General features: G+C 62.4%; 26 protein-coding genes. 14 read left to right on the top strand and 12 right to left on the bottom strand.

Annotated elements, in window-relative coordinates; genetic code table 11:
* Positions 1-7: 7 nt before the first annotated feature.
* Positions 8-424 (bottom strand): TM2 domain-containing protein, encoded by a 417-nt coding sequence (locus HB675_RS11585; RefSeq protein WP_213878448.1) that lies wholly within the window; start codon positions 422-424, stop codon positions 8-10.
* 248 nt (positions 425-672) lie between these two features.
* Here HB675_RS11585 and HB675_RS11580 point away from each other — a divergent pair, with 248 nt between their 5' ends.
* The gene (locus HB675_RS11580; protein WP_213878447.1) at positions 673-1,416 is read left to right on the top strand and encodes a C40 family peptidase; all 744 of its coding nucleotides are present in this window, start codon (positions 673-675) and stop codon (positions 1,414-1,416) included.
* Between the two features lie 55 nt (positions 1,417-1,471).
* Here HB675_RS11580 and HB675_RS11575 read toward each other — a convergent pair whose 3' ends face one another.
* A complete protein-coding gene (locus tag HB675_RS11575; RefSeq protein ID WP_213878446.1) occupies positions 1,472-2,506 on the bottom strand; it encodes a type IV pilus twitching motility protein PilT in 1,035 nt (344 codons plus the stop codon).
* 65 nt (positions 2,507-2,571) lie between these two features.
* On the opposite strand from HB675_RS11575, the gene HB675_RS11570 reads away from it, so the two are divergent.
* The 8 genes from HB675_RS11570 to HB675_RS11535 all read left to right on the top strand — a co-directional run bounded on the left by HB675_RS11570 (position 2,572) and on the right by HB675_RS11535 (position 8,862).
* Positions 2,572-3,258, top strand: a complete 687-nt coding sequence (locus tag HB675_RS11570; protein ID WP_213878445.1) for a YggS family pyridoxal phosphate-dependent enzyme — start codon at positions 2,572-2,574, stop codon at positions 3,256-3,258.
* 53 nt (positions 3,259-3,311) lie between these two features.
* Positions 3,312-4,130, top strand: coding sequence for a pyrroline-5-carboxylate reductase (gene proC, locus HB675_RS11565; RefSeq protein ID WP_213878444.1), 819 nt, complete (start codon positions 3,312-3,314; stop codon positions 4,128-4,130).
* 10 nt (positions 4,131-4,140) lie between these two features.
* The gene (locus tag HB675_RS11560) at positions 4,141-4,731 is read left to right on the top strand and encodes a YggT family protein (protein ID WP_213878443.1); all 591 of its coding nucleotides are present in this window, start codon (positions 4,141-4,143) and stop codon (positions 4,729-4,731) included.
* Between the two features lie 219 nt (positions 4,732-4,950).
* Complete coding sequence (locus HB675_RS11555; protein WP_213878442.1) at positions 4,951-6,090, top strand: homoserine O-acetyltransferase; 1,140 nt, start codon at positions 4,951-4,953, stop codon at positions 6,088-6,090.
* Positions 6,091-6,097: 7 nt separating this feature from the next.
* On the top strand, positions 6,098-6,718 hold the full coding sequence (gene metW, locus HB675_RS11550; RefSeq protein WP_213878441.1) for a methionine biosynthesis protein MetW: 621 nt from the start codon (positions 6,098-6,100) through the stop codon (positions 6,716-6,718).
* A gap of 18 nt (positions 6,719-6,736) precedes the next feature.
* Positions 6,737-7,330, top strand: coding sequence for an RdgB/HAM1 family non-canonical purine NTP pyrophosphatase (gene rdgB / locus HB675_RS11545; RefSeq protein WP_213878440.1), 594 nt, complete (start codon positions 6,737-6,739; stop codon positions 7,328-7,330).
* Positions 7,327-8,529, top strand: coding sequence for a radical SAM family heme chaperone HemW (gene hemW / locus HB675_RS11540; protein WP_213878439.1), 1,203 nt, complete (start codon positions 7,327-7,329; stop codon positions 8,527-8,529). Before rdgB ends, hemW begins: the two co-directional genes overlap by 4 nt.
* Positions 8,530-8,538: 9 nt before the next feature.
* A complete protein-coding gene (locus HB675_RS11535) occupies positions 8,539-8,862 on the top strand; it encodes a DUF3392 family protein (protein ID WP_213878438.1) in 324 nt (107 codons plus the stop codon).
* 39 nt (positions 8,863-8,901) lie between these two features.
* Here HB675_RS11535 and trmB read toward each other — a convergent pair whose 3' ends face one another.
* The 4 genes from trmB to HB675_RS11515 form a co-directional block, all read right to left on the bottom strand.
* Entirely contained in the window at positions 8,902-9,624 is a 723-nt protein-coding gene (gene trmB, locus HB675_RS11530) for a tRNA (guanosine(46)-N7)-methyltransferase TrmB (RefSeq protein WP_213878437.1), read from the bottom strand.
* A gap of 9 nt (positions 9,625-9,633) precedes the next feature.
* A complete protein-coding gene (locus HB675_RS11525) occupies positions 9,634-10,428 on the bottom strand; it encodes a thiazole synthase (protein ID WP_213878436.1) in 795 nt (264 codons plus the stop codon).
* A 55-nt stretch (positions 10,429-10,483) separates the two neighbouring features.
* On the bottom strand, positions 10,484-10,684 hold the full coding sequence (thiS, locus tag HB675_RS11520) for a sulfur carrier protein ThiS (RefSeq protein WP_213878435.1): 201 nt from the start codon (positions 10,682-10,684) through the stop codon (positions 10,484-10,486).
* A gap of 104 nt (positions 10,685-10,788) precedes the next feature.
* Positions 10,789-11,169 (bottom strand): DUF423 domain-containing protein, encoded by a 381-nt coding sequence (locus tag HB675_RS11515; RefSeq protein WP_213878434.1) that lies wholly within the window; start codon positions 11,167-11,169, stop codon positions 10,789-10,791.
* Between the two features lie 39 nt (positions 11,170-11,208).
* Between HB675_RS11515 and mtgA the strand changes: the two genes are divergently transcribed.
* The gene (mtgA, locus tag HB675_RS11510) at positions 11,209-11,964 is read left to right on the top strand and encodes a monofunctional biosynthetic peptidoglycan transglycosylase (RefSeq protein ID WP_213878433.1); all 756 of its coding nucleotides are present in this window, start codon (positions 11,209-11,211) and stop codon (positions 11,962-11,964) included.
* 72 nt (positions 11,965-12,036) lie between these two features.
* On the opposite strand, the gene rpoH is transcribed toward mtgA, so the two are convergent.
* The 4 genes from rpoH to ftsY all read right to left on the bottom strand — a co-directional run bounded on the left by rpoH (position 12,037) and on the right by ftsY (position 16,128).
* Complete coding sequence (rpoH, locus tag HB675_RS11505; RefSeq protein WP_213878432.1) at positions 12,037-12,891, bottom strand: RNA polymerase sigma factor RpoH; 855 nt, start codon at positions 12,889-12,891, stop codon at positions 12,037-12,039.
* 131 nt (positions 12,892-13,022) lie between these two features.
* A complete protein-coding gene (ftsX, locus tag HB675_RS11500) occupies positions 13,023-14,054 on the bottom strand; it encodes a permease-like cell division protein FtsX (RefSeq protein WP_213878431.1) in 1,032 nt (343 codons plus the stop codon).
* On the bottom strand, positions 14,051-14,722 hold the full coding sequence (gene ftsE, locus HB675_RS11495) for a cell division ATP-binding protein FtsE (protein WP_213878430.1): 672 nt from the start codon (positions 14,720-14,722) through the stop codon (positions 14,051-14,053). Before ftsE ends, ftsX begins: the two co-directional genes overlap by 4 nt.
* On the bottom strand, positions 14,719-16,128 hold the full coding sequence (gene ftsY / locus HB675_RS11490) for a signal recognition particle-docking protein FtsY (RefSeq protein ID WP_213878429.1): 1,410 nt from the start codon (positions 16,126-16,128) through the stop codon (positions 14,719-14,721). Before ftsY ends, ftsE begins: the two co-directional genes overlap by 4 nt.
* 239 nt (positions 16,129-16,367) lie before the next feature.
* On the opposite strand from ftsY, the gene HB675_RS11485 reads away from it, so the two are divergent.
* From HB675_RS11485 to HB675_RS11470, 4 genes are read left to right on the top strand one after another with little or no spacing between them, the layout of a single operon-like run.
* The gene (locus HB675_RS11485; RefSeq protein WP_213878428.1) at positions 16,368-17,723 is read left to right on the top strand and encodes a pitrilysin family protein; all 1,356 of its coding nucleotides are present in this window, start codon (positions 16,368-16,370) and stop codon (positions 17,721-17,723) included.
* The gene (locus HB675_RS11480) at positions 17,716-19,182 is read left to right on the top strand and encodes a pitrilysin family protein (protein ID WP_213878427.1); all 1,467 of its coding nucleotides are present in this window, start codon (positions 17,716-17,718) and stop codon (positions 19,180-19,182) included. The genes HB675_RS11485 and HB675_RS11480 overlap by 8 nt, the downstream gene beginning before the upstream one ends.
* The gene (gene rsmD / locus HB675_RS11475) at positions 19,182-19,772 is read left to right on the top strand and encodes a 16S rRNA (guanine(966)-N(2))-methyltransferase RsmD (RefSeq protein WP_213878426.1); all 591 of its coding nucleotides are present in this window, start codon (positions 19,182-19,184) and stop codon (positions 19,770-19,772) included. The genes HB675_RS11480 and rsmD overlap by 1 nt, the downstream gene beginning before the upstream one ends.
* Positions 19,765-20,766 carry a hydrolase gene (locus HB675_RS11470; RefSeq protein ID WP_345945764.1) on the top strand — a complete coding sequence of 334 codons (1,002 nt, stop codon included), beginning with the start codon at positions 19,765-19,767 and terminating at the stop codon, positions 20,764-20,766. The genes rsmD and HB675_RS11470 overlap by 8 nt, the downstream gene beginning before the upstream one ends.
* A gap of 15 nt (positions 20,767-20,781) precedes the next feature.
* Here HB675_RS11470 and HB675_RS11465 read toward each other — a convergent pair whose 3' ends face one another.
* On the bottom strand, positions 20,782-21,645 hold the full coding sequence (locus HB675_RS11465; protein ID WP_213878425.1) for a sulfurtransferase: 864 nt from the start codon (positions 21,643-21,645) through the stop codon (positions 20,782-20,784).
* Between the two features lie 57 nt (positions 21,646-21,702).
* Positions 21,703-22,374 (bottom strand): TetR/AcrR family transcriptional regulator, encoded by a 672-nt coding sequence (locus tag HB675_RS11460; RefSeq protein ID WP_213878594.1) that lies wholly within the window; start codon positions 22,372-22,374, stop codon positions 21,703-21,705.
* Positions 22,375-22,544: the final 170 nt, after the last annotated feature.

Here is a 22,544-nt window from a genome sequence, read left to right as displayed (position 1 = left end):
AAGGGTGTCACCCCCGCGCGTTCTTCAACGACACCTGGTCATTCAACGTCCAGAAGTCGTACAGCACCCCGATCAGAAAGAAGCCGCCGGTCAGGAAATACAGGATGGCCGTCAGCCATTTGCCCAGGTACAGCCGGTGCACGCCGAATATCCCCAGAAAGGTCAACAGCGCCCAGGCCACGTTGTAATCCGTGCTGCCAGCAAAAAAGCGCGCGTCGGCTTCCCGGTCCATGGAGGGGATCAAAAAGAAGTCGATCAGCCAGCCAATCCCCAGCAGGCCGAGTGTGCAGAACCAGATCGTTCCGGTGATCGGCTTGCCGTAATAGAAGCGGTGGGCGCCGGTAAATCCGAAAATCCACAACAGATAACCCACCACCTTGCTGTGGGTATCGTGGAAGGGTGCACCGCTGTGATAGCTATTCATTCTGTGACGGACGCCTCTGATAGATAAATTTTTTAAACGTTGATGTGACTTTTTTGTCCCGTTCCGACGTGCGGTTCAAGGCCCGGTCGTCAGCGCAAATCCCCGTGGTTACTGACCTGCGCGGCTCCTTATGAACTAAAACCAGCTTGGCGGTCACTTTTAGATCTGCTTGGACTGCAAACAGCGGATTAAAAGTTCAACAAAACTCTGTTATAAAGTTGCGCGCTTACCCACAAGAGCCTTGCCGAATGCGTCCTTTTTTCAAGACATGGCTAACCATCTGCCTATTATTGCCCCTGGCCGCCCACGCCACCAACCGTGAGCAAAGTCTTCCCGCCGGCTTCAGCGGTCACACCGCCAAGACCGGAGCCAACGAACATCACGCCACCAAGAACCACGAAGAAGCCAGCAACGCCCGCGAAGCCAAAGACACCCCCACCGTCGCCAACATCGCCACTCCCGCCCTGCCCCGTGCGCCCAAGCGTCACAAAGGCCACAAGACGAGCTCTACAGCTGTCGCCGTTGTCAGCGCTCACGGTTCGACCCAGCAGAGCGATGCGGTGCTCAGCCGCGCTGTAAAGGTGCTTGGCAAGCCGTATGTCTGGGGTGGCAGCAGTCCTTCCCGGGGTTTCGATTGCAGCGGGCTGGTGAAGTACGCCTTTAATGACGTTCACGCCGCCGACCTGCCGCGCACCTCAAACGCCATGTCCAAAGGGCACGGCGAGAAAATCGATCGCAAGGACCTCAAGCCGGGCGATCTGCTGTTCTTCAACATCGAAAGCCGCCGCGTCAATCACGTGGCCATCTACCTGGGCAACAACCGTTTCATTCACGCACCTCGCAGTGGCAAGACGGTGTCCATTGACACGCTGAACAAACCCTACTGGCAGAGTCATTACGTGGTTGCCAAGCGCGTTCTGCCCAAGGACAAGGGCACCCGGCATGCACCCGCCATGCGCCTGGCGAGTGCGAGCAAGGTGGTCGCTCGCTGAGATCGACGCCCGTTAAAAAAACGCGCCCATCCGGCGCGTTTTTTTTGGCCCGCGATCAGAAATTATCAGGGGTCTTGGCTTTCTCGCGCGCCGCCTCGCGCCCAATGATGCCTCGCGCCAGCAGATCCTTCAGGCACATGTCCAAGGTCTGCATGCCAATGGCGCCCCCGGTCTGGATCGAAGAGTACATCTGCGCCACCTTGTCCTCGCGGATCAGGTTACGGATCGCCGGGGTGCCGATCATGATCTCGTGAGCCGCTACCCGCCCGCCGCCGATCTTCTTCAGCAAGGTCTGGGAAATCACCGCCTGCAATGACTCCGAGAGCATCGAGCGGACCATTGACTTTTCCTCGGCAGGGAACACATCTACCACCCGGTCGATGGTCTTGGCCGCAGAGGTGGTGTGCAGGGTGCCGAACACCAGGTGACCGGTTTCCGCCGCCGTCAGGGCCAGACGAATGGTCTCAAGGTCGCGCATCTCGCCCACCAGGATCACGTCCGGGTCTTCGCGCAGTGCCGAGCGCAGGGCATGGGAGAAGCCCAGGGTGTCGCGGTGCACCTCCCGCTGGTTGACCAGGCACTTCTTCGACTCATGGACGAATTCGATGGGGTCCTCAATGGTGAGGATGTGGTGGTGCTTGTTGTTGTTCAGGTAATCGATCATCGCCGCCAGGGTGGTCGACTTGCCTGAACCGGTGGGACCGGTGACCAATACCAGCCCGCGCGGGACGTCTGTAATCTTCCGAAATACATCTCCCATCCCCAAGTCTTCCATGCTCAGGACCTTGGACGGAATGGTCCGAAACACCGCGCCGGCGCCCCGATTCTGGTTGAACGCGTTGACCCGGAAACGCGCCACGCCCGGCACCTCGAAGGAAAAGTCAGTCTCCAGGAACTCCTCGAAGTCCTTGCGCTGCTTGTCGTTCATGATGTCGTAGATAAGCGCCTGGACCTGTTTGTCGTCCAGCGGCGGCAGGTTGATACGCCGCACATCACCGTCGACACGAATCATGGGTGGCAGCCCGGACGACAGGTGTAAATCCGAAGCGCCTTGTTTAGCGCTGAAAGCCAGAAGCTCTGTAATGTCCATGAGACTCCCCAAATACAGACAAGCAGGTAGAATGCCGCAGACTCGAAACCCGCTGGCACAAATCAATGTCCACGATAGCAGACAACGTTTCACGGGTAAGCGCCCGAATTCACCAGGCCGCAGCGAGCTCGCAGCGCGACCCGGCCGCTATCGGCCTGCTGGCCGTGAGCAAGACCAAGCCTGCCCCGGCGCTGCGTGAGGCCCATGCCGCCGGCATTAGCGATTTTGGCGAGAATTACCTGCAGGAAGCCTTGGGCAAACAGGCCGAACTGAGCGACCTGCCCTTGACTTGGCATTTCATCGGCCCCATTCAGTCGAACAAGACGCGCGCCATTGCCGAACAATTCGACTGGGTACACTCCGTGGACCGCCTGAAAATCGCCCAACGCTTGTCGGAACAGCGCCCCGCCGGCCTGCCTCCTCTCAACATCTGCATCCAGGTCAACGTCAGCGGCGAAGCCAGCAAGTCTGGCTGCACGCCTGCGGATCTGCCAGCCCTGGCTGCGGCCATTGGCGCCTTGCCGAACCTGCGTCTACGTGGCTTGATGGCCATCCCCGAGCCCACGGAGGACCGCGCGGAACAAGACGCGGCCTTCGGTGCCGTCCAGCAATTGCAGCAACACCTTGATCTGCCGCTCGACACATTATCCATGGGCATGAGCCACGACCTGGAGGCTGCCATTGCCAATGGCGCCACCTGGGTACGCATCGGCACTGCCTTGTTTGGCGCTCGCGATTACGCTCAGGCCTGAATCGGCCTGTGGCGCGCGCCCCGATTGTCATGATTTACAGATAAGGGTCTCCCATGAGTCACACGCGTATCGCCTTTATCGGCGCCGGTAACATGGCTTCCAGCCTGATCGGCGGCCTGCTCGCCCAAGGGGTGCAGGCCTCGCTGATCTGCGCCAGTGCCCGTAGCGCCGAAACCCGCACCCGCATTGCCACCGAGCACGGTATCGAGGTGTTCGAAGACAACGCCCGGGCCATCGAAAACGCCGATGTGGTGGTGCTCGGGGTCAAACCTCAGGGCATGAAGGACCTGTGCCTGGCCTTGCGCCCAGTGCTCAAGCCCCAGCAGTTGGTGATTTCGGTGGCTGCGGGGATCACCAGCGCCAGCATGACTCAATGGCTCGGCGCTCGGCCCATCGTGCGCTGCATGCCCAATACCCCCTCGCTGCTGCGTCAGGGTGCCAGCGGGCTGTTCGCCAATGATCAGGTCAACACGGTTCAACGCGAGCAGGCCGAGCAGCTGTTGTCGGCGGTGGGCCTGGCCTTGTGGCTGGACAACGAGCAGCAACTGGAAGCGGTGACCGCCGTCTCCGGCAGCGGTCCGGCCTACTTCTTTCTGCTGATCGAGGCCATGACCGCCGCAGGCGAGCAACTGGGCCTGCCCCATGACGTCGCCGCGCGCCTGACCCTGCAAACCGCGCTGGGTGCCGCGCACATGGCCGTGGCCAGCGACGTCGATGCCTCGGTGCTGCGCCGCCGCGTGACGTCACCGTCGGGCACCACGGAAGCGGCCATCAAGACTTTCCAGGCTGGAGGCTTCGAAGCCCTCGTTCAACAAGCCCTCACCGCCGCCGCGCGGCGTTCGGCCGAACTCGCCGAACAACTGGGCAACTAAGGAGCCACAGATGAATGCACTCACCGGCGCTGCCGTGTTCGTTATCCAATCGCTGGTCAGTTTTTACCTGATCATCGTGCTGCTGCGTTTCGTGCTGCAGCTGGTCAAGGCCAACTTCTACAACCCCTTGAGCCAGTTCGCGGTGCGGGCGACCCACCCGCTGCTCAAGCCGATCCGTCGGGTCGTCCCCAGCCTGATGGGCCTGGACATGTCCTCGCTGCTGCTGGCCATCGTGATTCAAGCGCTGTTGATGGGCCTGGTACTGATGTTGACCTACGGCTTGATCCCCAGCTATCCGTACCTGATCATCTGGTCACTGATTGGCGTACTGTCGCTGTTCCTGAAGATCTTCTGGGTTGCGATGATCATCATGGTCATTGTTTCCTGGATCGCACCCGGTACCCACAACCCGGCGGCCGAGCTGGCCTACCAGATCAGCGAGCCGGTGCTGGCGCCGTTTCGCCGGATTATCCCGAACCTGGGCGGCATGGACATCTCGCCGATTTTCGCCTTCCTGGCGATTCAGGTAATCCAGAGCTACTTCATGCCGGAATTGGCCGCGCGCGTGGGCATGCCCGATGTATTGTGGCGGTTGATCTGATCTACCCCTCTATCGCGGCCCAGGCGTCGGCTCCGTGGGAGCGGCCCTTGGGCGCGATACAGACGACTCGGTTCGCCGGTAATGCGCGGTGATGCAATCGCGACCGAGGGCTGCTCCCGCGGGACAGGGTACCTTCATGTTCCTGCCCATACCTGACCCGCTTGCCGCTACCGCCAGCGGTCTTTAGACTTACGCCTCATTCAACCGCGAGCAGGGTCGATGCCCACTGCCTTTCCCCCCGATTCCGTTGGCCTGGTCACTCCGCAAACTGCCCATTTCGCCGAGCCGCTGGCGCTGGCCTGCGGGCGCTCGCTGGGCGCCTACGACCTGATCTATGAAACCTATGGCCAGCTCAACGCCAAGGCCAGCAATGCCGTGCTGATCTGCCATGCACTGTCTGGCCACCATCATGCGGCCGGTTACCATAGCGTGGACGAGCGCAAGCCCGGCTGGTGGGACAGCTGCATCGGCCCCGGCAAGCCCATCGACACCAACCGCTTCTTCGTCGTCAGCCTGAACAACCTCGGCGGCTGCAACGGCTCCACCGGCCCCAGCAGCCTCAACCCGGAAACCGGCAAGCCCTTCGGCGCCGACTTCCCGGTGCTGACCGTGGAAGACTGGGTCCACAGCCAGGCGCGCCTGGCCGACCAGCTGGGTGTTACCCAGTGGGCCGCCGTGGTCGGCGGCAGCCTGGGCGGCATGCAAGCCCTGCAGTGGACCATCAGCTACCCGGACCGCGTCAGGCACTGCCTGGCAATCGCCTCGGCGCCGAAACTGTCGGCGCAAAACATTGCGTTCAACGAAGTGGCGCGACAGGCCATTCTCACCGATCCGGAATTCCATGGTGGTTCGTTCCAGGAAGCCGGTGTCATCCCCAAGCGCGGTCTGATGCTGGCACGCATGGTCGGTCACATCACCTACCTGTCCGACGACTCCATGGGTGAGAAATTCGGTCGTGGTCTCAAGAGCGAAAAGCTCAACTACGATTTCCACAGTGTCGAATTCCAGGTCGAGAGCTACCTGCGCTATCAGGGCGAGGAGTTTTCCGGGCGTTTCGATGCCAACACCTACCTGCTGATGACCAAGGCGCTGGACTACTTCGACCCGGCCGCCCACCACAACGATGACCTGGCAGCGACCTTTGCCAAGGCCACGGCGGACTTCTGCGTGATGTCGTTCACCACCGACTGGCGCTTCTCGCCGGCACGCTCACGCGAGCTGGTAGACGCCCTGATGGCCGCCCGAAAGAATGTCAGCTACCTGGAAATCGATGCGCCACAAGGCCACGATGCCTTTCTGATCCCGATCCCTCGCTACCTGCAAGCCTTCAATGGCTACATGAAGCGCATCGCCCTTTGAGACTGCCATGAGAGCCGACCTAGAAATCATCCAGGACTGGATTCCCGCCGGCAGCCGCGTGCTCGACCTGGGTTGCGGCGACGGCGAGCTGCTGGCCTGGCTGCGCGATCACAAGCAGGTCACCGGCTACGGCCTGGAGATCGATGCCGACAACATTGCTCAATGCATCGACAAGGGCATCAACGTCATCGAACAGGATCTGGACAAAGGCCTGGGCAACTTCGCCAGCAACAGCTTCGACGTAGTGGTCATGACTCAGGCCCTGCAAGCGGTGGATCACCCTGATCGCATTCTCGACGAAATGCTGCGGGTCGGCCGTCAGTGCATCATTACCTTCCCCAATTTCGGTCACTGGCGCTGCCGCTGGTACCTGGCGAGCAAGGGCCGCATGCCGGTGTCCGAGTTCCTGCCGTACACTTGGTTCAACACGCCGAACATTCACTTTTGCACCTTCGACGACTTCGAGCGCCTGTGCGGCGATCGTCAGGCCAAGGTGTTGGATCGCCTGGCCGTCGACCAGCAGCATCGGCACGGGTGGGCCAGCAAACTATGGCCTAACCTGTTAGGCGAGATCGGCATCTATCGGGTCAGCAGCCCGAGCCTGACCGACCACCGTCTCGCCGTCTAACGACTTTCAAGGCCCACGATGAACCTTACTCAACTCGTCCTTGCCAGCCACAACGCCGGCAAGCTCAAAGAACTTCAGGCCATGCTCGGCGCCAGCGTACAGCTGCGCTCGGTGGGCGAATTCAGCCAGGTGGAGCCGGAAGAGACCGGCCTGTCCTTCGTCGAAAATGCCATTCTGAAGGCCCGCAACGCTGCGCGCCTGTCGGGTCTGCCGGCGCTGGCCGACGACTCGGGGTTGGCCGTGGATTTCCTCGGCGGTGCACCGGGCATCTACTCGGCCCGCTACGCCAACGGCCAGGGCGACGCGGCGAATAACGTCAAGTTGCTCGACGCGCTCAAAGACGTGCCTGCCGAACAGCGCGGGGCCCAGTTTGTCTGCGTGCTGGCATTGGTCCGGCATGCCGATGATCCGCTGCCGATCCTCTGCGAAGGCCTGTGGCATGGGCGCATCCTCACCGCCGCCAGTGGCGGACACGGTTTTGGCTACGATCCGCTGTTCTGGGTTCCGGAGCGCGACTGCTCCAGCGCCGAACTGACCCCTGGCGACAAGAACCAACTGAGCCACCGCGCCCGCGCGATGGCCTTGTTGCGGCAGCGCCTGGCGCTGACATGAGCCTGCAGACGCTGCATCCCGCAAGCGACGGTTTCTCGACCCAGGCACCGCCCCCGGCGCTCACAGAGCTGCCTCCGTTGGCGCTGTACATCCACATCCCGTGGTGTGTGCGCAAATGCCCGTACTGCGACTTCAACTCCCACGCCGCCAGCGCCGTACTGCCTGAAGAAGACTACGTCGATGCCTTGCTGGCCGATCTGGATCAGGACCTGGGCGCCGTCCATGGCCGCCCCCTCAGCTCGATCTTCTTCGGCGGCGGCACACCGAGCCTGTTCAGCGCCGCAGCGCTGGGCCGCCTGCTGGCGGGCGTCGAACAGCGAATTCCCTTCGCCAGTGACATCGAAATCACCCTCGAAGCCAACCCCGGCACTTTCGAGCAGGCCAAGTTCGTGGCCTACCGAGCCTTGGGCATCAACCGCCTGTCGATCGGTATCCAGAGCTTCCAGCCGGCCAAGCTCGAGGCCCTGGGGCGCATCCACACCGGTGATGAAGCCATTCGCGCGGCCGACATGGCCCGTGCCGCCGGCTTCGACAACTTCAACCTGGACCTCATGCATGGCCTGCCGGACCAGTCGCTGGACGATGCCCTGGATGATCTGCGCCAGGCCATCGCGCTGGCGCCGACCCACCTGTCCTGGTACCAGCTGACCCTGGAGCCGAACACAGTATTCTGGAACCAGCCACCCCTGTTGCCTGAAGACGACATTCTCTGGGACATTCAGGAGGCCGGGCAAAACCTGCTGGCCCAGCATGGCTACGGGCAGTACGAAGTCTCGGCCTACGCCCAGCCAGGACGCGCGGCGCGGCACAACCTCAATTACTGGAGTTTCGGCGACTTCATCGGCATCGGCGCAGGCGCCCACGGCAAGCTTAGCCACCCCCAGGGCGGCATCGTTCGCACCTGGAAGACCCGGCTGCCCAAGGACTATCTCAACCCCGCGAAGGCGTTCAAGGCCGGCGAGAAAGCCTTGACCGCCGAAGAGCTGCCGTTCGAGTTTCTGATGAATGCCCTGCGCCTGACCGAGGGTGTCGAGGCCAGCCTGTTCCCTCGCCGCACGGGCCTGAGCCTCGACAGCCTTGCCCAGGCGCGCCGGCAGGCCGAACAAAAAGGGCTGTTACAGGTCGAACCGACGCGGTTGGCGGCGACTGTGCAGGGCCAGCTTTTCTTGAATGACTTGCTTCAGTATTTTTTGATTTAAGGACCGGCAATGGAAGTGGTACTACACCTGCTCGACACAGGGTCACACTGGTGTCGCAACAACCTGCACGAAATTGCCCTGGCCTTGGTCGGGTGCTTGCTGGTGCTGTTCGGCGCGGATTTCAAAGGCTGGGTAGAGCAGCGTATCAGCAGCCTGGCCGATGCGTTGCGCATCCCGGTGCTGGCCTTGCTGTGCATTATCGGCAGCGGCGCCGCACTCCTGTTCGTGCCACGCTGGGTGGTGCGAGGGCTGGAGCAGTTCAATGACTACAGCCTGGCGCCGGTGTTGCTCGTGGTGGTGGTGTTGATCGGGGTGGTGGCAGATCGCAAGTAGCCTTGCTCCCATCACTCTGTGGGAGCAAGGCCCGGGAAATCAATCCACCTTCTCGAACTTCAAATCCCACACCCCATGCCCCAGGCGCTCGCCGCGGCGTTCGAACTTGGTCACCGGGCGCTCTGCTGGGCGCGGCACGCAGCGGCCGTCTTCGGCCAGGTTGCGATAGCCGGGCGCGACGTTCATCACTTCCAGCATGTACTCGGCATAGGGTTCCCAATCGGTGGCCATGTGCAGTACACCGCCCGGCTTGAGCTTGCTGCGCACCAGCTCGGCAAAGCCTGGCTGGACGATGCGGCGCTTATGGTGACGACTCTTGTGCCAAGGGTCCGGGAAGAACAGCAGCAAACGGTCCAGGCTGCTGTCGGCCACACAGTTCTTCAGCACTTCGATTGCATCGCAATCGTAGACCCGCAGGTTCTTCAGGTCCTGAGTCAACACCCCGTTAAGCAGCGCGCCCACACCCGGGCGGTGCACTTCCACGCCGATGAAATCCTGGTCTGGCGAGGCCGCAGCCATCTCGAGCAACGAGTGGCCCATGCCGAAGCCGATCTCCAGGGTGCGCGGTGCGCTGCGTCCGAACACGGCGTCGAAATCCACCGGTGCCTCGGCCAGCGGCAGTACGAACAGCGGGCTGCCCTGCTCCAGACCCTTCTGTTGGCCTTCGGTCATGCGCCCGGCGCGCATCACGAAACTCTTGATGGCGCGGTGTTGGCGTTGCTCGCCGCCTTCGGCGTCGGGGGTGTGCTGCGAATCAGTCATCGGGGGCTCTTACTTGATCAGACCATCCAGCGGCGAAGAGGCGCTGGCATAGAGTTTTTTCGGCATGCGGCCAGCCAGCCAGGCCAGACGGCCGGCGACGATGGCGTGTTTCATGGCTTCTGCCATCAGGATCGGGTTCTGCGCATGGGCGATCGCCGAGTTCATCAGCACTGCCTCGCAGCCCAGTTCCATGGCAATGGTGGCATCGGAGGCGGTACCCACGCCGGCGTCGACCAGCACAGGGACCTTGGCTTCCTCCAGGATGATCTGCAGGTTGTACGGGTTGCAGATGCCCAGCCCGGTGCCGATCAGGCCGGCCAGCGGCATGACCGCGATGCAGCCGATCTCTGCCAGCTGACGGGCGATGATCGGATCGTCGCTGGTGTAGACCATGACATCGAAGCCGTCCTTGACCAGCACTTCGGCAGCCTTGAGGGTTTCGATGACGTTGGGGAACAGGGTCTTCTGGTCGGCCAGCACTTCGAGCTTGACCAGATTATGGCCATCCAGCAGCTCTCGAGCCAGGCGACAGGTGCGCACGGCCTCGACCGCGTCATAGCAACCGGCCGTGTTTGGCAGGATGGTATAGCGATCCGGTGGCAGTACATCCAGCAGGTTGGGCTCGCCAGGGTTCTGGCCGATGTTGGTGCGGCGCACCGCCACGGTGACGATCTCGGCGCCGGAGGCTTCGATGGCCAGGCGGGTCTGCTCCAGGTCGCTGTACTTGCCAGTGCCGACCAACAGGCGCGACTGGAAAGTCCGACCGGCCAGGGTGAACGGCTTGTCGCTACGAACATTGCTCATCGAAAATCCTCTCGGCATGTAGGCGTTACGGGCGTGGCTCGGACCAGCAGCGGCTTCAACCGCCGCCGATCGCATGGACCACTTCGATCTGATCGCCCTCGGCAAGCACCGTGGTCTCGTGCTGGCTGCGAGGCACGATGTCGAGGTTGAGCTCCACCGCCACCCGCCGGCCGGTCAGCTCGAGGCGAGTCAGCAGGCCCGCGACGGTTTCGTCGGCAGGCAATTCAAAGGGGTCACCGTTCAACTGAATGCGCATGCTGGTGCAGCCATCTCGTCAGGGGGCCAGCATTCTAGCCCGAACGGTCAGGATGACCAAGGCACGGCCATGCCATTCGTCACACTTTGCCCGCCAGGGACAACTCAGACCTCGCCGCCTAGCCGCCAGGCGGCCAGACCCAGGCACAACCAACCCAGCAGGAATGCCAGGCCCCCGAAGGGGGTAATGATGCCTAGCTGGCTGATACCGCTCAGTGTCAGGGCGTAAAGGCTGCCGGAAAACAGCACAATCCCGAGGGCAAACAGAATGCCGGCCCACACTATCAATCGACCCGGCAGGTGCACCGCCAGCAGCGCCACCGCCAGCAAGGCCAAGGCATGGAACAGTTGGTAGGTGACGCCGGTGTGGAACACCGCCAGGTAGTCGGCGCTCAAGCGATTTTTCAAGCCATGGGCGGCGAAGGCCCCGAGGGCCACGCCCGTGAAGCCGAAAAACGCCGCCAGCATCAGGAAACTCCGGAACATCGCGCTACTCCAACCGTTCATCCTCACAGGGCCTGTATAATGGCCCGCTCATCCGGTCAGGCCAAGCCTTCCATGCTGCGTGCTCTTTTTCGTCGCCTTTTCAAAGCCGCGCTCTGGTTCGCCGCAGGCAGTGCCTTGCTGGTGCTGGCGTTTCGTTTCGTGCCGCCGCCCGGGACCATGCTGATGGTCGAGCGCAAGGTGCAATCCTGGAGCGATGGCCAGCCTATCGAGCTGCAGCGCACCTGGCGTCCCTGGGGACAGATCTCCGACGACCTCAAAGTGGCGGTGATCGCCGGCGAAGACCAGAAATTCGCCGAGCACTGGGGTTTTGACTTCGACGCCATCCAGGCCGCGCTGGCGCATAACGAGCGCGGCGGCACGATTCGCGGCGCCAGTACGCTGAGTCAGCAGGTGGCCAAGAACGTTTTCCTGTGGTCGGGACGCAGCTGGTTGCGCAAGGGCTTTGAAACCTGGTTCACGGTGCTGATCGAGACCTTCTGGTCCAAGCAGCGGATCCTCGAGGTGTACCTCAATAGTGCCGAGTGGGACGACGGGGTGTTCGGCGCCGAAGCGGCAGCGCGGCACCACTTCGGGGTGGGTGCGGCTTATCTGTCCAGACAGCAAGCCAGTCAGTTGGCGGCAGTCTTGCCCAACCCCCGGCATTGGAGCGCCGGGCACCCTGATGCTTACGTGCAGAGTCGCGCGGCCTGGATACGTCAGCAGATGGCGCAATTGGGCGGGGATGACTACCTGGTGCACCTGAACGATTCGCGCCGGTTGCCCTGGGCTCTGTAGCATCGAGCCTGCCCGGTAGCAAGACAGGCACAAAAAAGCCCGGACAACCGGGCTTTTCCAATACTGCCTGACTCAAGCTGCGATGGACATTTTCAGCTTGTTCATCGCACTCTTCTCCAGCTGACGAATGCGCTCGGCCGACACGTTGTACTTCTCGGCCAGCTCGTGCAGCGTGGCTTTTTCCTCCGCCAGCCAGCGCTGGTAGAGAATGTCGCGGCTCCGATCGTCCAGCACCTGCAGGGCTTCGTGCAGGTTGTTGTTGGAGTTGTCGCTCCAATCCGCATCTTCCAGCTGCAAGGCCGGATCATAGCGATGGTCTTCCAGGTAGTTGGCCGGCGACTGAAAAGCGCTGTCGTCGTCCGCTTCGGCAGCCGGGTCAAACGCCATGTCCTGACCGGTGAGGCGGCTTTCCATCTCGCGAACTTCACGAGGTTCCACGCCCAGACTTTCCGCCACGCGGTGGACTTCTTCGTTGTTCAGCCAGGCCAGACGCTTCTTCTGGCTGCGCAGGTTGAAGAACAGCTTGCGCTGGGCCTTGGTGGTCGCCACTTTGACGATGCGCCAGTTGCGCAGGATGAACTCGTGGATTTCCGCCTTGATCCAGTGCACGGCGAACGACACCAGGCGCACACCCATTTCAGGGTTGAAGCGCTTCACGGCCTTCATCAGGCCGACGTTACCTTCCTGGATCAGGTCGGCTTGTGCCAGACCGTAACCCGAATAGCTGCGGGCGATATGCACCACAAAACGCAGGTGGGCGAGCACCATCTGCCGAGCCGCCCCAAGATCCTGCTCATAGTAGAGACTCTCGGCCAGTTCACGCTCCTGCTCCGGCGTCAGCAAGGGGATGCTGTTGACGGTGTGCACATAGGCTTCCAGGTTCGCACCCGGGACCAGCGCATAAGCAGGTTGCAAAGAAGTGGTCATACGAAAAAACCTCCGACTTACATGACTCGTGCTATCCGCACAGCCGATTAGACCGAGAACCGATGATCGGGTTCCGCGACTTGACTATACGGTCTGGATGTAAAAATAAAGTGATTCTAAACAAAACGTCATTAGCGTGGCGCCAATTCTCGTAAATGACGCGCCACCGCAATCCACGCTCCGATATACCCCAACAACAGTGCGCCAAGCAAGAGCGACAGACCATCGGATGATGGCACTCCGCCCAAGGCGAAATCGCTGCCATATAACCCTGACAGCCCTACTACCGCCTCGTTCAACCAGTTCAGACCGAAGGCTAGAACGCCCCAGGCAAAGACGCCAGCGCCCAGGCCATAGATCGCGCCCATATAGAGGAATGGCCGGCGTACGTAAGCATCTGTGCCGCCCACCAGCTTGATGACCTCGATTTCGGTACGCCGGTTCTCGATGTGCAGACGTATGGTGTTACCAATGACCAGCAAGAGCGCCGAAACCAACAACACGGTCAGGCCGAAAACGAAGCGGTCGCCCAGCTTCAAAATCGCGGCCAGCCGCTCGACCCAGACCAGGTCGAGCTGGGCCTGCTGAACCTTGGGCAACTGCGCCAACTGCTGGCGTAAAGCTTCCAGTGCCGACTTGTCCACTTCCAGCGGCGTGACAATGACCACGCCGGGCAGCGGGTTATCTGGCAGCTCCTTGAGTGCCTCGCCCAGCCCGGACTGCTGCTGGAACTCGCTCAAGGCCTGGGTCTTGTTGACGTATTCGGCATCGGCCACGCCTGACAGCGCCTTGATGCGTCCGACCAGGTCCTGACCATCGCCATCGCTGGCGTCCATGTCCAGATACAGGGAAATCTGTGCCGCCCGTTGCCACGAGCCCCCCAGGCGCTCGACGTTCTTGAGCAACAGCGACAGGCCCATGGGCAGGCTCAGGGCTACTGCCATGACCAGGCACGTGAAGAAGCTCCCCACTGGCTGCTTGGCCAGACGGCGCAGGCTGTCGAGCAGGCTGGCGCGATGGCTTTCGACCCAGGCGTTGAACAATGTGGCGAAATCCGGGCCGTCGTCATCGTCACGCTTTTTCTTTTTCGAGGGGTTGGGCTGCGGATCGGCCGCCTTGGGCGCGACTCGGTCCGATACCTTGGGGCTGCGTGTCGCACTCATTGTCCGGCCTCTCCGTCGCCGATCAAACGGCCGCGCTGCAGGGTCAACATGCGGTGGCGCATGCGGGCGATCAACGCCAGGTCATGGCTGGCGATCAGTACACTGGTGCCCAGGCGGTTGATGTCCTCGAACACGCCCATGATTTCGGCCGCCAGCCGCGGGTCAAGGTTACCAGTGGGCTCATCGGCCAACAGCAGGGCCGGGCGATGGACGATGGCGCGGGCGATGCCCACCCGCTGTTGCTGGCCGGTGGACAGGTCGCCCGGGTACAGGTCGCCTTTTTCGTTCAGGGCGACGCGCTCCAGCGCAGCATCCACGCGCTTGGCGATCTCCGGCTTTGACAAGCCGAGAATCTGCAGCGGCAGCGCAATGTTGTTGAACACGGTGCGATCGAACAACAACTGGTGATTTTGGAACACCACACCGATCTGCCGGCGCAGGAAAGGGATCTGGGCGTTGCTGATCTGCCCGAGGTCCTGACCCGCCAAAAGCAGTTTGCCGCTGGTGGGGCGCTCCATGGCCAGCAGCAGGCGCAGCAAGGTGCTCTTGCCCGCGCCCGAGTGGCCGGTCACGAACAGGAACTCGCCCCGTCGCACGTGAAAACTCAATTCGTGCAGGCCGACATGGCCGTTGGGGTAGCGCTTGGCGACCTGTTCGAATCGAATCATGGACGCTCCCGCTCGGCAAACAACGCCTGGACAAAGGGCTCGGCTTCAAAGGTACGCAAGTCGTCGATGCCCTCGCCCACGCCGATGTAGCGGATCGGCAGGCCGAACTGCTTGGCCAGGGCGAAGATCACCCCGCCCTTGGCGGTGCCGTCCAGCTTGGTCAGCGCCAGGCCGGTGAGCTGCACGGTCTGGTTGAACTGCTTGGCCTGGTTGATCGCGTTCTGGCCAGTACCGGCGTCCAGCACCAACAGCACTTCATGGGGCGCGTCGGCGTCCAGCTTGCCGATCACGCGGCGGACCTTTTTCAGCTCCTCCATGAGATTGTCCTTGGTGTGCAGGCGCCCGGCGGTGTCGGCAATGAGCACATCGATGCCACGGGCCTTGGCGGCCTGCACGGCGTCGAAGATCACCGAGGCAGAGTCGGCACCGGTGTGCTGGGCGATAACCGGGATCTTGTTACGCTCGCCCCAGACCTGCAGCTGCTCCACGGCGGCGGCACGGAAGGTATCGCCGGCGGCCAGCATGACTTTCTTGCCTTCCAGCTGCAGTTTTTTCGCCAACTTGCCGATGGTGGTGGTCTTGCCGGCACCGTTGACGCCCACCACCAGAATCACGAACGGCTTGTTTGGCGCGTTGATGACCAGGGGCTTCTCCACCGGACGCAGCAACGCGGCGAGTTCTTCCTGCAGGGATTTGTACAAGGCGTCGGCGTCGGCCAACTGCTTGCGCGCAACCTTCTGCGTCAGGCTCTGCACGATCACGGTCGTGGCTTCGACACCGACATCGGCGGTCAGCAGACGGGTTTCTATTTCGTCGAGGAGGTCATCATCAATGGCCTTCTTGCCCAGGAACAGGCTGGCCATGCCTTCGCCCAGGCTGGCGCTGGTCTTGGCCAGCCCCTGCTTGAGACGTGCAAAAAAGCCGGCCTTGGTGATTTCGCCGGGCACCGCTGCCGGCGTCTCGGAGATCGCCTGCGATTCAGGTTTCGCCTCGAGCACCGGCTCGGGGGCGCGCACAGGCACAACCGCTACCACAGGTGGCGCTACCGGAACGGCCTGAGAGGCTGCCGGAATGGGTGGCGGCTCATGGGGCTCAAGGTCGGGCACCAGCGCCACGGCTTCCTCGGGGACCGGGAGTACCAGGTTCGACTGCGGCTGAACCGGTGCCGGCGGCTCGGGGGCGAGCACCACCGGCCGGGGCGGCTCGAGGGGCGCCAGCGCGGGCTCCGGCGACACTTCGACCTGAACCTGGGGTTCGACCGGGGCCAGCGCAGCCGGCTCGACGGGCACAGGGGCTTGCGGCTGCTCGGCTACGGGCTCTTGCGGCTTTTTGCGCAGCCAGCCGAACAGGCCTTTCTTTTCCCCGGGCGCGGCCGGGGTCTTTTTGTCGTCGTTGGAACCAAACATGGAAGACGGCTATCTCAAGGTAGCGACGCGCCAAAGCGGCGCCTCTGGAAATTCTGATACGCAGAACAGACTGCTTTAAACCCGGCGCGTTCACAGCCGGGCCAAGCAACATTTTGTCGAGTTGCTGACGCATTTCTCGGCAACCGGGCATGGCCCCTGGTCAACCGGACCCGTATCCTAGCACCTCCTCGCCCGCAGACGCTAAGACCAAGCGGGCAGCCCTGAAGGTTCAAAAACCCATGAATGCTCTTGCCCGCCGGGTTGCCGCCCTGCTGCTCGTCACCCTTTGCCTGCCTGCTGGCGTGTTTGCCGCCGCCCCCCAGGCCACCCACGAATTCATGCTGGACAACGGCTTGAAAGTCATCGTGCGGGAGGATCACCGTGCACCCGTGGTGGTTTCGCAGATCTGGTACAAGGTCGGTTCGAGCTATGAGACACCTGGCCAGACCGGCCTGTCCCATGCCCTCGAACATATGATGTTCAAAGGCAGCAGCAAGACCGGGCCCGGCGAAGCCTCGCGCATCCTGCGAGACCTGGGGGCTCAGGAGAACGCCTTCACCAGCGACGACTACACCGCCTACTACCAGGTACTGGCCCGCGACCGCCTGCCCGTGGCGCTGGAACTGGAGGCCGATCGCATGGCCACCCTGCAACTGCCGCCCGAAGAGTTCAATCGCGAGATAGAAGTCATCAAGGAAGAGCGCCGCATGCGCACCGATGACAAGCCCAGCGCCAAGGCTTACGAAGTGTTCAAGGCCATGGCCTACCCCGCCAGCGGTTACCACACACCGACCATCGGCTGGATGGCCGACCTGGACCGCATGCAGATCGATGAGCTGCGAGCCTGGTACAAGGCCTGGTATGTGCCCAACAATGCTACGTTGGTGGTGGTGGGCGATGTCACCGTCGATGAGGTCAGGCAGGCGGCCCAGCAGTGGTTCGGGCCGATTCCACGCCGCGCGACACCCCCGGCCAGACTGCCACTGGAGCTGGCTGCACCTGGCGAACGACGCCTCACCGTACACGTGCGCACCCAACTGCCCAGTTTGATTTTCGGCTTCAACGTGCCCGGCCTGGCCACCGCCAAGGACCCGCGCACAGCTCAGGCCCTGCGCCTGATCAGCGCGCTGCTCGATGGCGGCGAAAGTGCGCGCTTGCCGGCACGCCTCGAACGCGGTCAGGAGCTGGTCTCCAGTGTTTCGGCCAACTACGACGCCTTCACCCGCGGCGACTCGCTCTTCACCCTCACTGCCACGCCCAACGCACAGAAGAAGAAATCCTTGGAAGCGGTCGAAACAGGCCTCTGGACCCAGCTCGACGAACTGAAGGACAAACCGCCTTCCGAGCAGGAACTGGAACGGGTGCGAGCCCAGGTCATCGCCGGGCTGGTCTTCGAACGCGACTCCATCAGCCAGCAGGCCATGGCCATCGGGCAGCTGGAAACGGTCGGGCTGTCGTGGAAACTCATGGACAGCGACCTCGATGACCTGAAAAGCGTGACCCCTGACGACATTCGCAACGCCGCCCGTACCTATTTCACTCGCGACCGCCTGAGTGTCGCCCACGTCTTGCCCGAGGAGAATGCTCATGAGTGAGTACCTGAGCTGGCGTCACCGCCTGTCAGGCCTGGCCGTGATCATTGTCGCGGGCCTGAGCGGTGTCGCACACGCCGACGACCCCACCCCACTCCCCGCCAAATCCCGGTTGCAGACCCTGCCAGAGCTCGATAGCAAGGCCCCCGTGCGCCGGCCGCTGGACATTCAGAGCTGGACCACGGCGGAGGGTACCCGGGTCTTGTTCGTCGAGGCCCATGAGCTGCCGATGTTCGACCTGCGTCTGACGTTCGCCGCAGGCAGCAGCCAGGACCAGCAGCACCCAGGCACAGCCCTGATGACCAACGCCATGCTCAATGAAGCCGTTCCCGGCCTGGATGTGGAAGGCATCGCCCGCGGCTTCGAAAATTTGGGTGCCAGCTTCAGCAACAGTTCCTACCGTGACATGGCCGTTGTCAGCCTGCGCAGCCTCAGCGAACCTGACAAACGCGAGCCGGCGCTGCAATTGTTCGCTCAAGTACTGGGCCAGCCGACTTTTCCGGCCTCGTCCCTGATCCGTATCAAAAACCAGCTGCAAGCTGGTTTCGAATATCAGAAGCAGAGCCCCGGTGCCCTTGCCGGTGAAGCACTGTACAAGCGCCTCTACGGCGAGCACCCCTATGCCCACCCGAGCGATGGCAATGCCCAAAGCATCGCGGCGCTCACTCAAGCGCAGTTGCGCGCCTTTCATCAGCGCGCCTATGCCTCGGGCAACGCGGTGATCGCGCTGGTCGGCGACTTGACCCGGGAACAGGCTCAGGCAGTGGCCGAGCAGATCTCCAGCGCGCTACCCAAGGGCCCCGAGCTGCCGGCCATGCCACAGCCGACAGACCCCAAGCCGGGCCTGACCCACATTGACTTCCCCTCCAAACAGACGCAGATGCTGCTGGCCGAACTCGGCGTCGATCGCGCCGATCCGGACTACCCGGCCCTGGCAATGGGCAATCAGATCCTCGGTGGCGGCGCCTTCGGCACGCGACTGATGAGCGAGGTCCGCGAAAAACGCGGTCTGACGTACGGCATATATTCCGGCTTTACCCCCATGCAGGTGCGCGGCCCGTTTCTGATCAGCCTGCAAACCCGGGCCGAACTCGGCGAGGGCACCCTCAAGCTGGTGCAGGATGTCCTGCGCGACTACCTCAAAAGCGGTCCGACCCAGCAGGAACTGGACGCTGCCAAGCGCCAGTTGGCCGGCAGTTTCCCGCTGAGCACCGCCAGCAATGCCGGTATCGTCGGGCAATTGGGTATGATCGGCTTTTACCACTTGCCACTGACCTGGCTTGAAGATTTCATGCAGCAGTCCCAGGCGCTGACCACCGAACAAGTGCGCGCGGCCTTGAATAAACATCTCGATGCCGACAAGCTGGTAATCATCACTGCCGGCCCGACCGTTGCTCAGCAGCCTCTGCCGCCCCCTACCGACAAGCCTGTGGATCAACCCATGGCAGTTCCGGAGCATTAATGGCTACCCCTCCTCAGAAGTCCCGCGCCCACGGCGGCCAAGGCCAGTTACGCATCATTGGTGGCGAGTGGCGCAGCCGCAAGCTGGCCTTCCCCGAAGCGCCCGGCTTGCGTCCCACCCCGGATCGGGTCCGCGAGACCCTGTTCAATTGGCTGACCCCTTACGTCGCGGGTGCCAAGGTCCTCGACGCCTTCGCCGGCAGCGGCGCGCTGTACCTCGAAGCCCTGTCCCGCGGCGCCAGCATGGGCCTGGCGCTGGATGCCAATGCGCAAGCCATCGCCAGCCTGCGGCATAACCTCGATCTGCTGGGCTGCTCGGTAGGGCAACTGCTGCAAAGCGACGTCACCCGCTATCTGGAAACTCAGACGCCGCTGGCCTTCGACCTGGTATTCCTGGATCCACCCTTCCACCAGAATCTCCTCGCGCCGACCTGTGCATTGCTGGAAACCAAGGGCTGGCTGGCCGCCAACGCCTGGGTCTACACCGAAAGCGAAACCCCGCCCTCAAGCCTGCAACTGCCGGGCAACTGGCGCCTGCACCGCGAGAAGAAAGCCGGCCAGGTGTATTACGCACTCTGGCAGCGTGGCTGAAGCCTTGATCCGGATCACCTCAAGCTTCAAACCCGCGCTGGGCATGAGCAATCCTCACCTGCAGACACTGTGGGGCCCGCTGGGGCGCAAGACCGTGCACCTCGAGCGCCCGCGTGAACGTCTGTGGCTCGCCGACGGCGACTTCATGGACCTGGACTGGCACGGCCAGCAAGCCCAGGACGCCCCGTTGGTGCTGGTGCTGCACGGCCTCACCGGCTCGTCCAACTCGCCTTATGTGGCCGGTTTGCAATACGCCTTGGCCCAGCAGGGCTGGAGCAGCGTGGCGGTAAACTGGCGCGGCTGTTCGGGTGAGCCGAACCTGTTGCCTCGCAGCTACCATTCGGGGGCCAGCGAAGACCTGGCCGAAGTCATCACCCATGTGCAGCGCCTGCGCCCACAGGCGCCGCTGTACGCCGTGGGCTACTCGCTGGGCGGCAACATTCTGCTCAAGCATCTGGGCGAGTCCGGAGCCAGCAGCGGCCTGCAGGGTGCGGTCGCGGTGTCGGTGCCCTTTCGTCTGGATCAGTGTGCCGATCGGATTGGCCAAGGTTTTTCCAAGGTCTACCAGGCGCATTTCATGCGGGCGATGCTGGCGTACGTCACTGAAAAGCAGGAACGCTTTCAGATCGACGGCCACACTGAAGGCCTCGCCCGCCTTGCAGAGCTGGGATCGTTGAAAAACATGCGAACTTTCTGGGATTTCGATGGCCGGGTGACCGCACCATTGAACGGCTTTGCCACTGCGCAAGATTACTACCGGCGCTCGTCCAGCCGCTATTTTTTACCGCACATCAGCACCCGAACGCTGATCATCCAGGCCGTTGATGATCCGTTCGTGTTCCCTCACAGCCTGCCGACCGCCAATGAGCTGTCGGCCAGCACGACCTTCGAATTGCAGGAAAAAGGCGGACATGTGGGGTTTGTCGAGGGGCGGCCCGGTCAGCTGGGGTACTACCTGGAGCGGCGAATTCCAGCGTGGCTGATGAAACACTGACTCCCTGTCGGAGGGTCAGCGCCCCGTCAACGTAGTGGCCACAGGCCGCTGGGGGTCGGTAATCCACTCGCTCCACGACCCGGCATAGAGTTGCCCCAGCGGATAGCCCGCCAGGCATAGCGCGAACAGGTTATGGCAGGCTGTGACTCCGGAACCGCAATACGCCACCAACTCGCTGACGGGCCGCCCGTCCAGCAAGGCGGCAAAGCGTTCGCGCAGTTGCTCGGCCGGCAAAAATCGGCCATCCGCTCCCAGGTTATCCGTGAACACCGCGCACTGCGCGCCCGGTATGTGCCCGGCCACCGGGTCAATAGGCTCGACCTCGCCGCGAAAGCGCGCTGCCGCGCGCGCATCGATCAGCGTCAGCCCTTGCTGGCCAAGTCGGGCCTGCAACTGCCGCGCCGTGATCCACAGGTCAGGGTCGGGCTCACCGGAAAAGTGCCCCGGTTCACTCGGCGGCGGATCCAGACTCAGAGGCAGGCCCGCCGCGTGCCACGCCTGAAGGCCGCCATCCAGCAGATAGACGCCCTCGCGCTTGCCCAGCCACACGAGCAGCCACCAGGCGCGAGCAGCATAGGCGCCGGGGCCATCGTCATACAGCACCACTTCGCTGTCGGCATTCAGACCCCAGCTGCGCAGGCGCTGCAGCCATTGCGCAGCGTCTGGCAGCGGATGCCGCCCGGTCTGGCCACGGACCACTCCGGCACTGAGATCACGTCCCAGATCGGCAAAATGCGCGGCCTCGATATGCCCCTCGGCGTAGCTGCGCTGGCCGTAGTCGGTGTCTTCGAGAGCAGAACGACAGTCCAGAACCACCAGACCGGGCTGCTCCAGGCGAGCGGCCAATTGGCGAGGGCTGATCAGTTGCGCGATGGGCATGGCGGCCTCCCAGATGAGCATGACAATATTAGGGGTGTTTTGTGAAGTCTTTAAGGCTTAGGCCTCGGCACTCGGCGCCCGGTTCAGTGGCACGTAAAATTCTTCGGCCAGCCGCTGTACAGCATCACACCACTGCGCTGTGACATGGCCGCTTTGCAACATCAGCACCTGGTAAACACCGCGTTTGAGGGCTTGCTCACTGAGTTGGGTCGTAGGGGTGGACGAAGTGCAGAGGTAGCGAATCCACGAGGTTGCCACGATCCAGGCGTTCACGGCGAGAGCCTGTAACCCGTTCTCGTCCACGGCGAGGAGACCGGCCTGAACGAACCCCCGGTAGATTGCCTGCCCCCTCTGCAGGCTCTGGCCGGCAAACAGCTGATAACGGATGGCCAGAGCGGGGTCGCTGTCCAGCAAATGCTCAAGATCACGATAGAAGAAACGATAGTTCCACATCACTTCCAGCAGCGACTGCAGATAATCACGCATGTCATTGATAGTGGGCAGTCGATCTTCGGTGGGCTGGAGAAAACCATTCACACGCGCTTCAAACTCGGCGAACAACACCGCGACGATTTCCTGCTTGTTGGCAAAATGGTAATAAAGATTACCCGGCGACATCTCCAGGTGCGCCGCGATATGGTTGGTGCTGACGCTGCGCTCACCCTGCTGATTGAACAGTTCGAGACTGCTTCGCACGATACGCTCGCGTGTCTTGAGTCGTAAAATCATGGCGTGGCATGGACCTTTCCTGAAGAGCGCCCATCTTACGGAGTATGAACGCGCCATTGCACGTGGTGTTGTCATGACATTTTGACCGCTGACCGCACAGTCAGTGACCCGCTCGCCGCTAAACGCTTGACGTGACAGTTCGCCGCAGGCATTTTCTGCCTCGCTTGCCC

Source organism: Pseudomonas sp. dw_358, from assembly GCF_018449655.1.
In the GTDB taxonomy this organism is placed as follows: domain Bacteria; phylum Pseudomonadota; class Gammaproteobacteria; order Pseudomonadales; family Pseudomonadaceae; genus Aquipseudomonas.
Note: the sequence above shows the minus strand (reverse complement) of the source record. Positions and strands in the feature narration are given on the sequence as shown.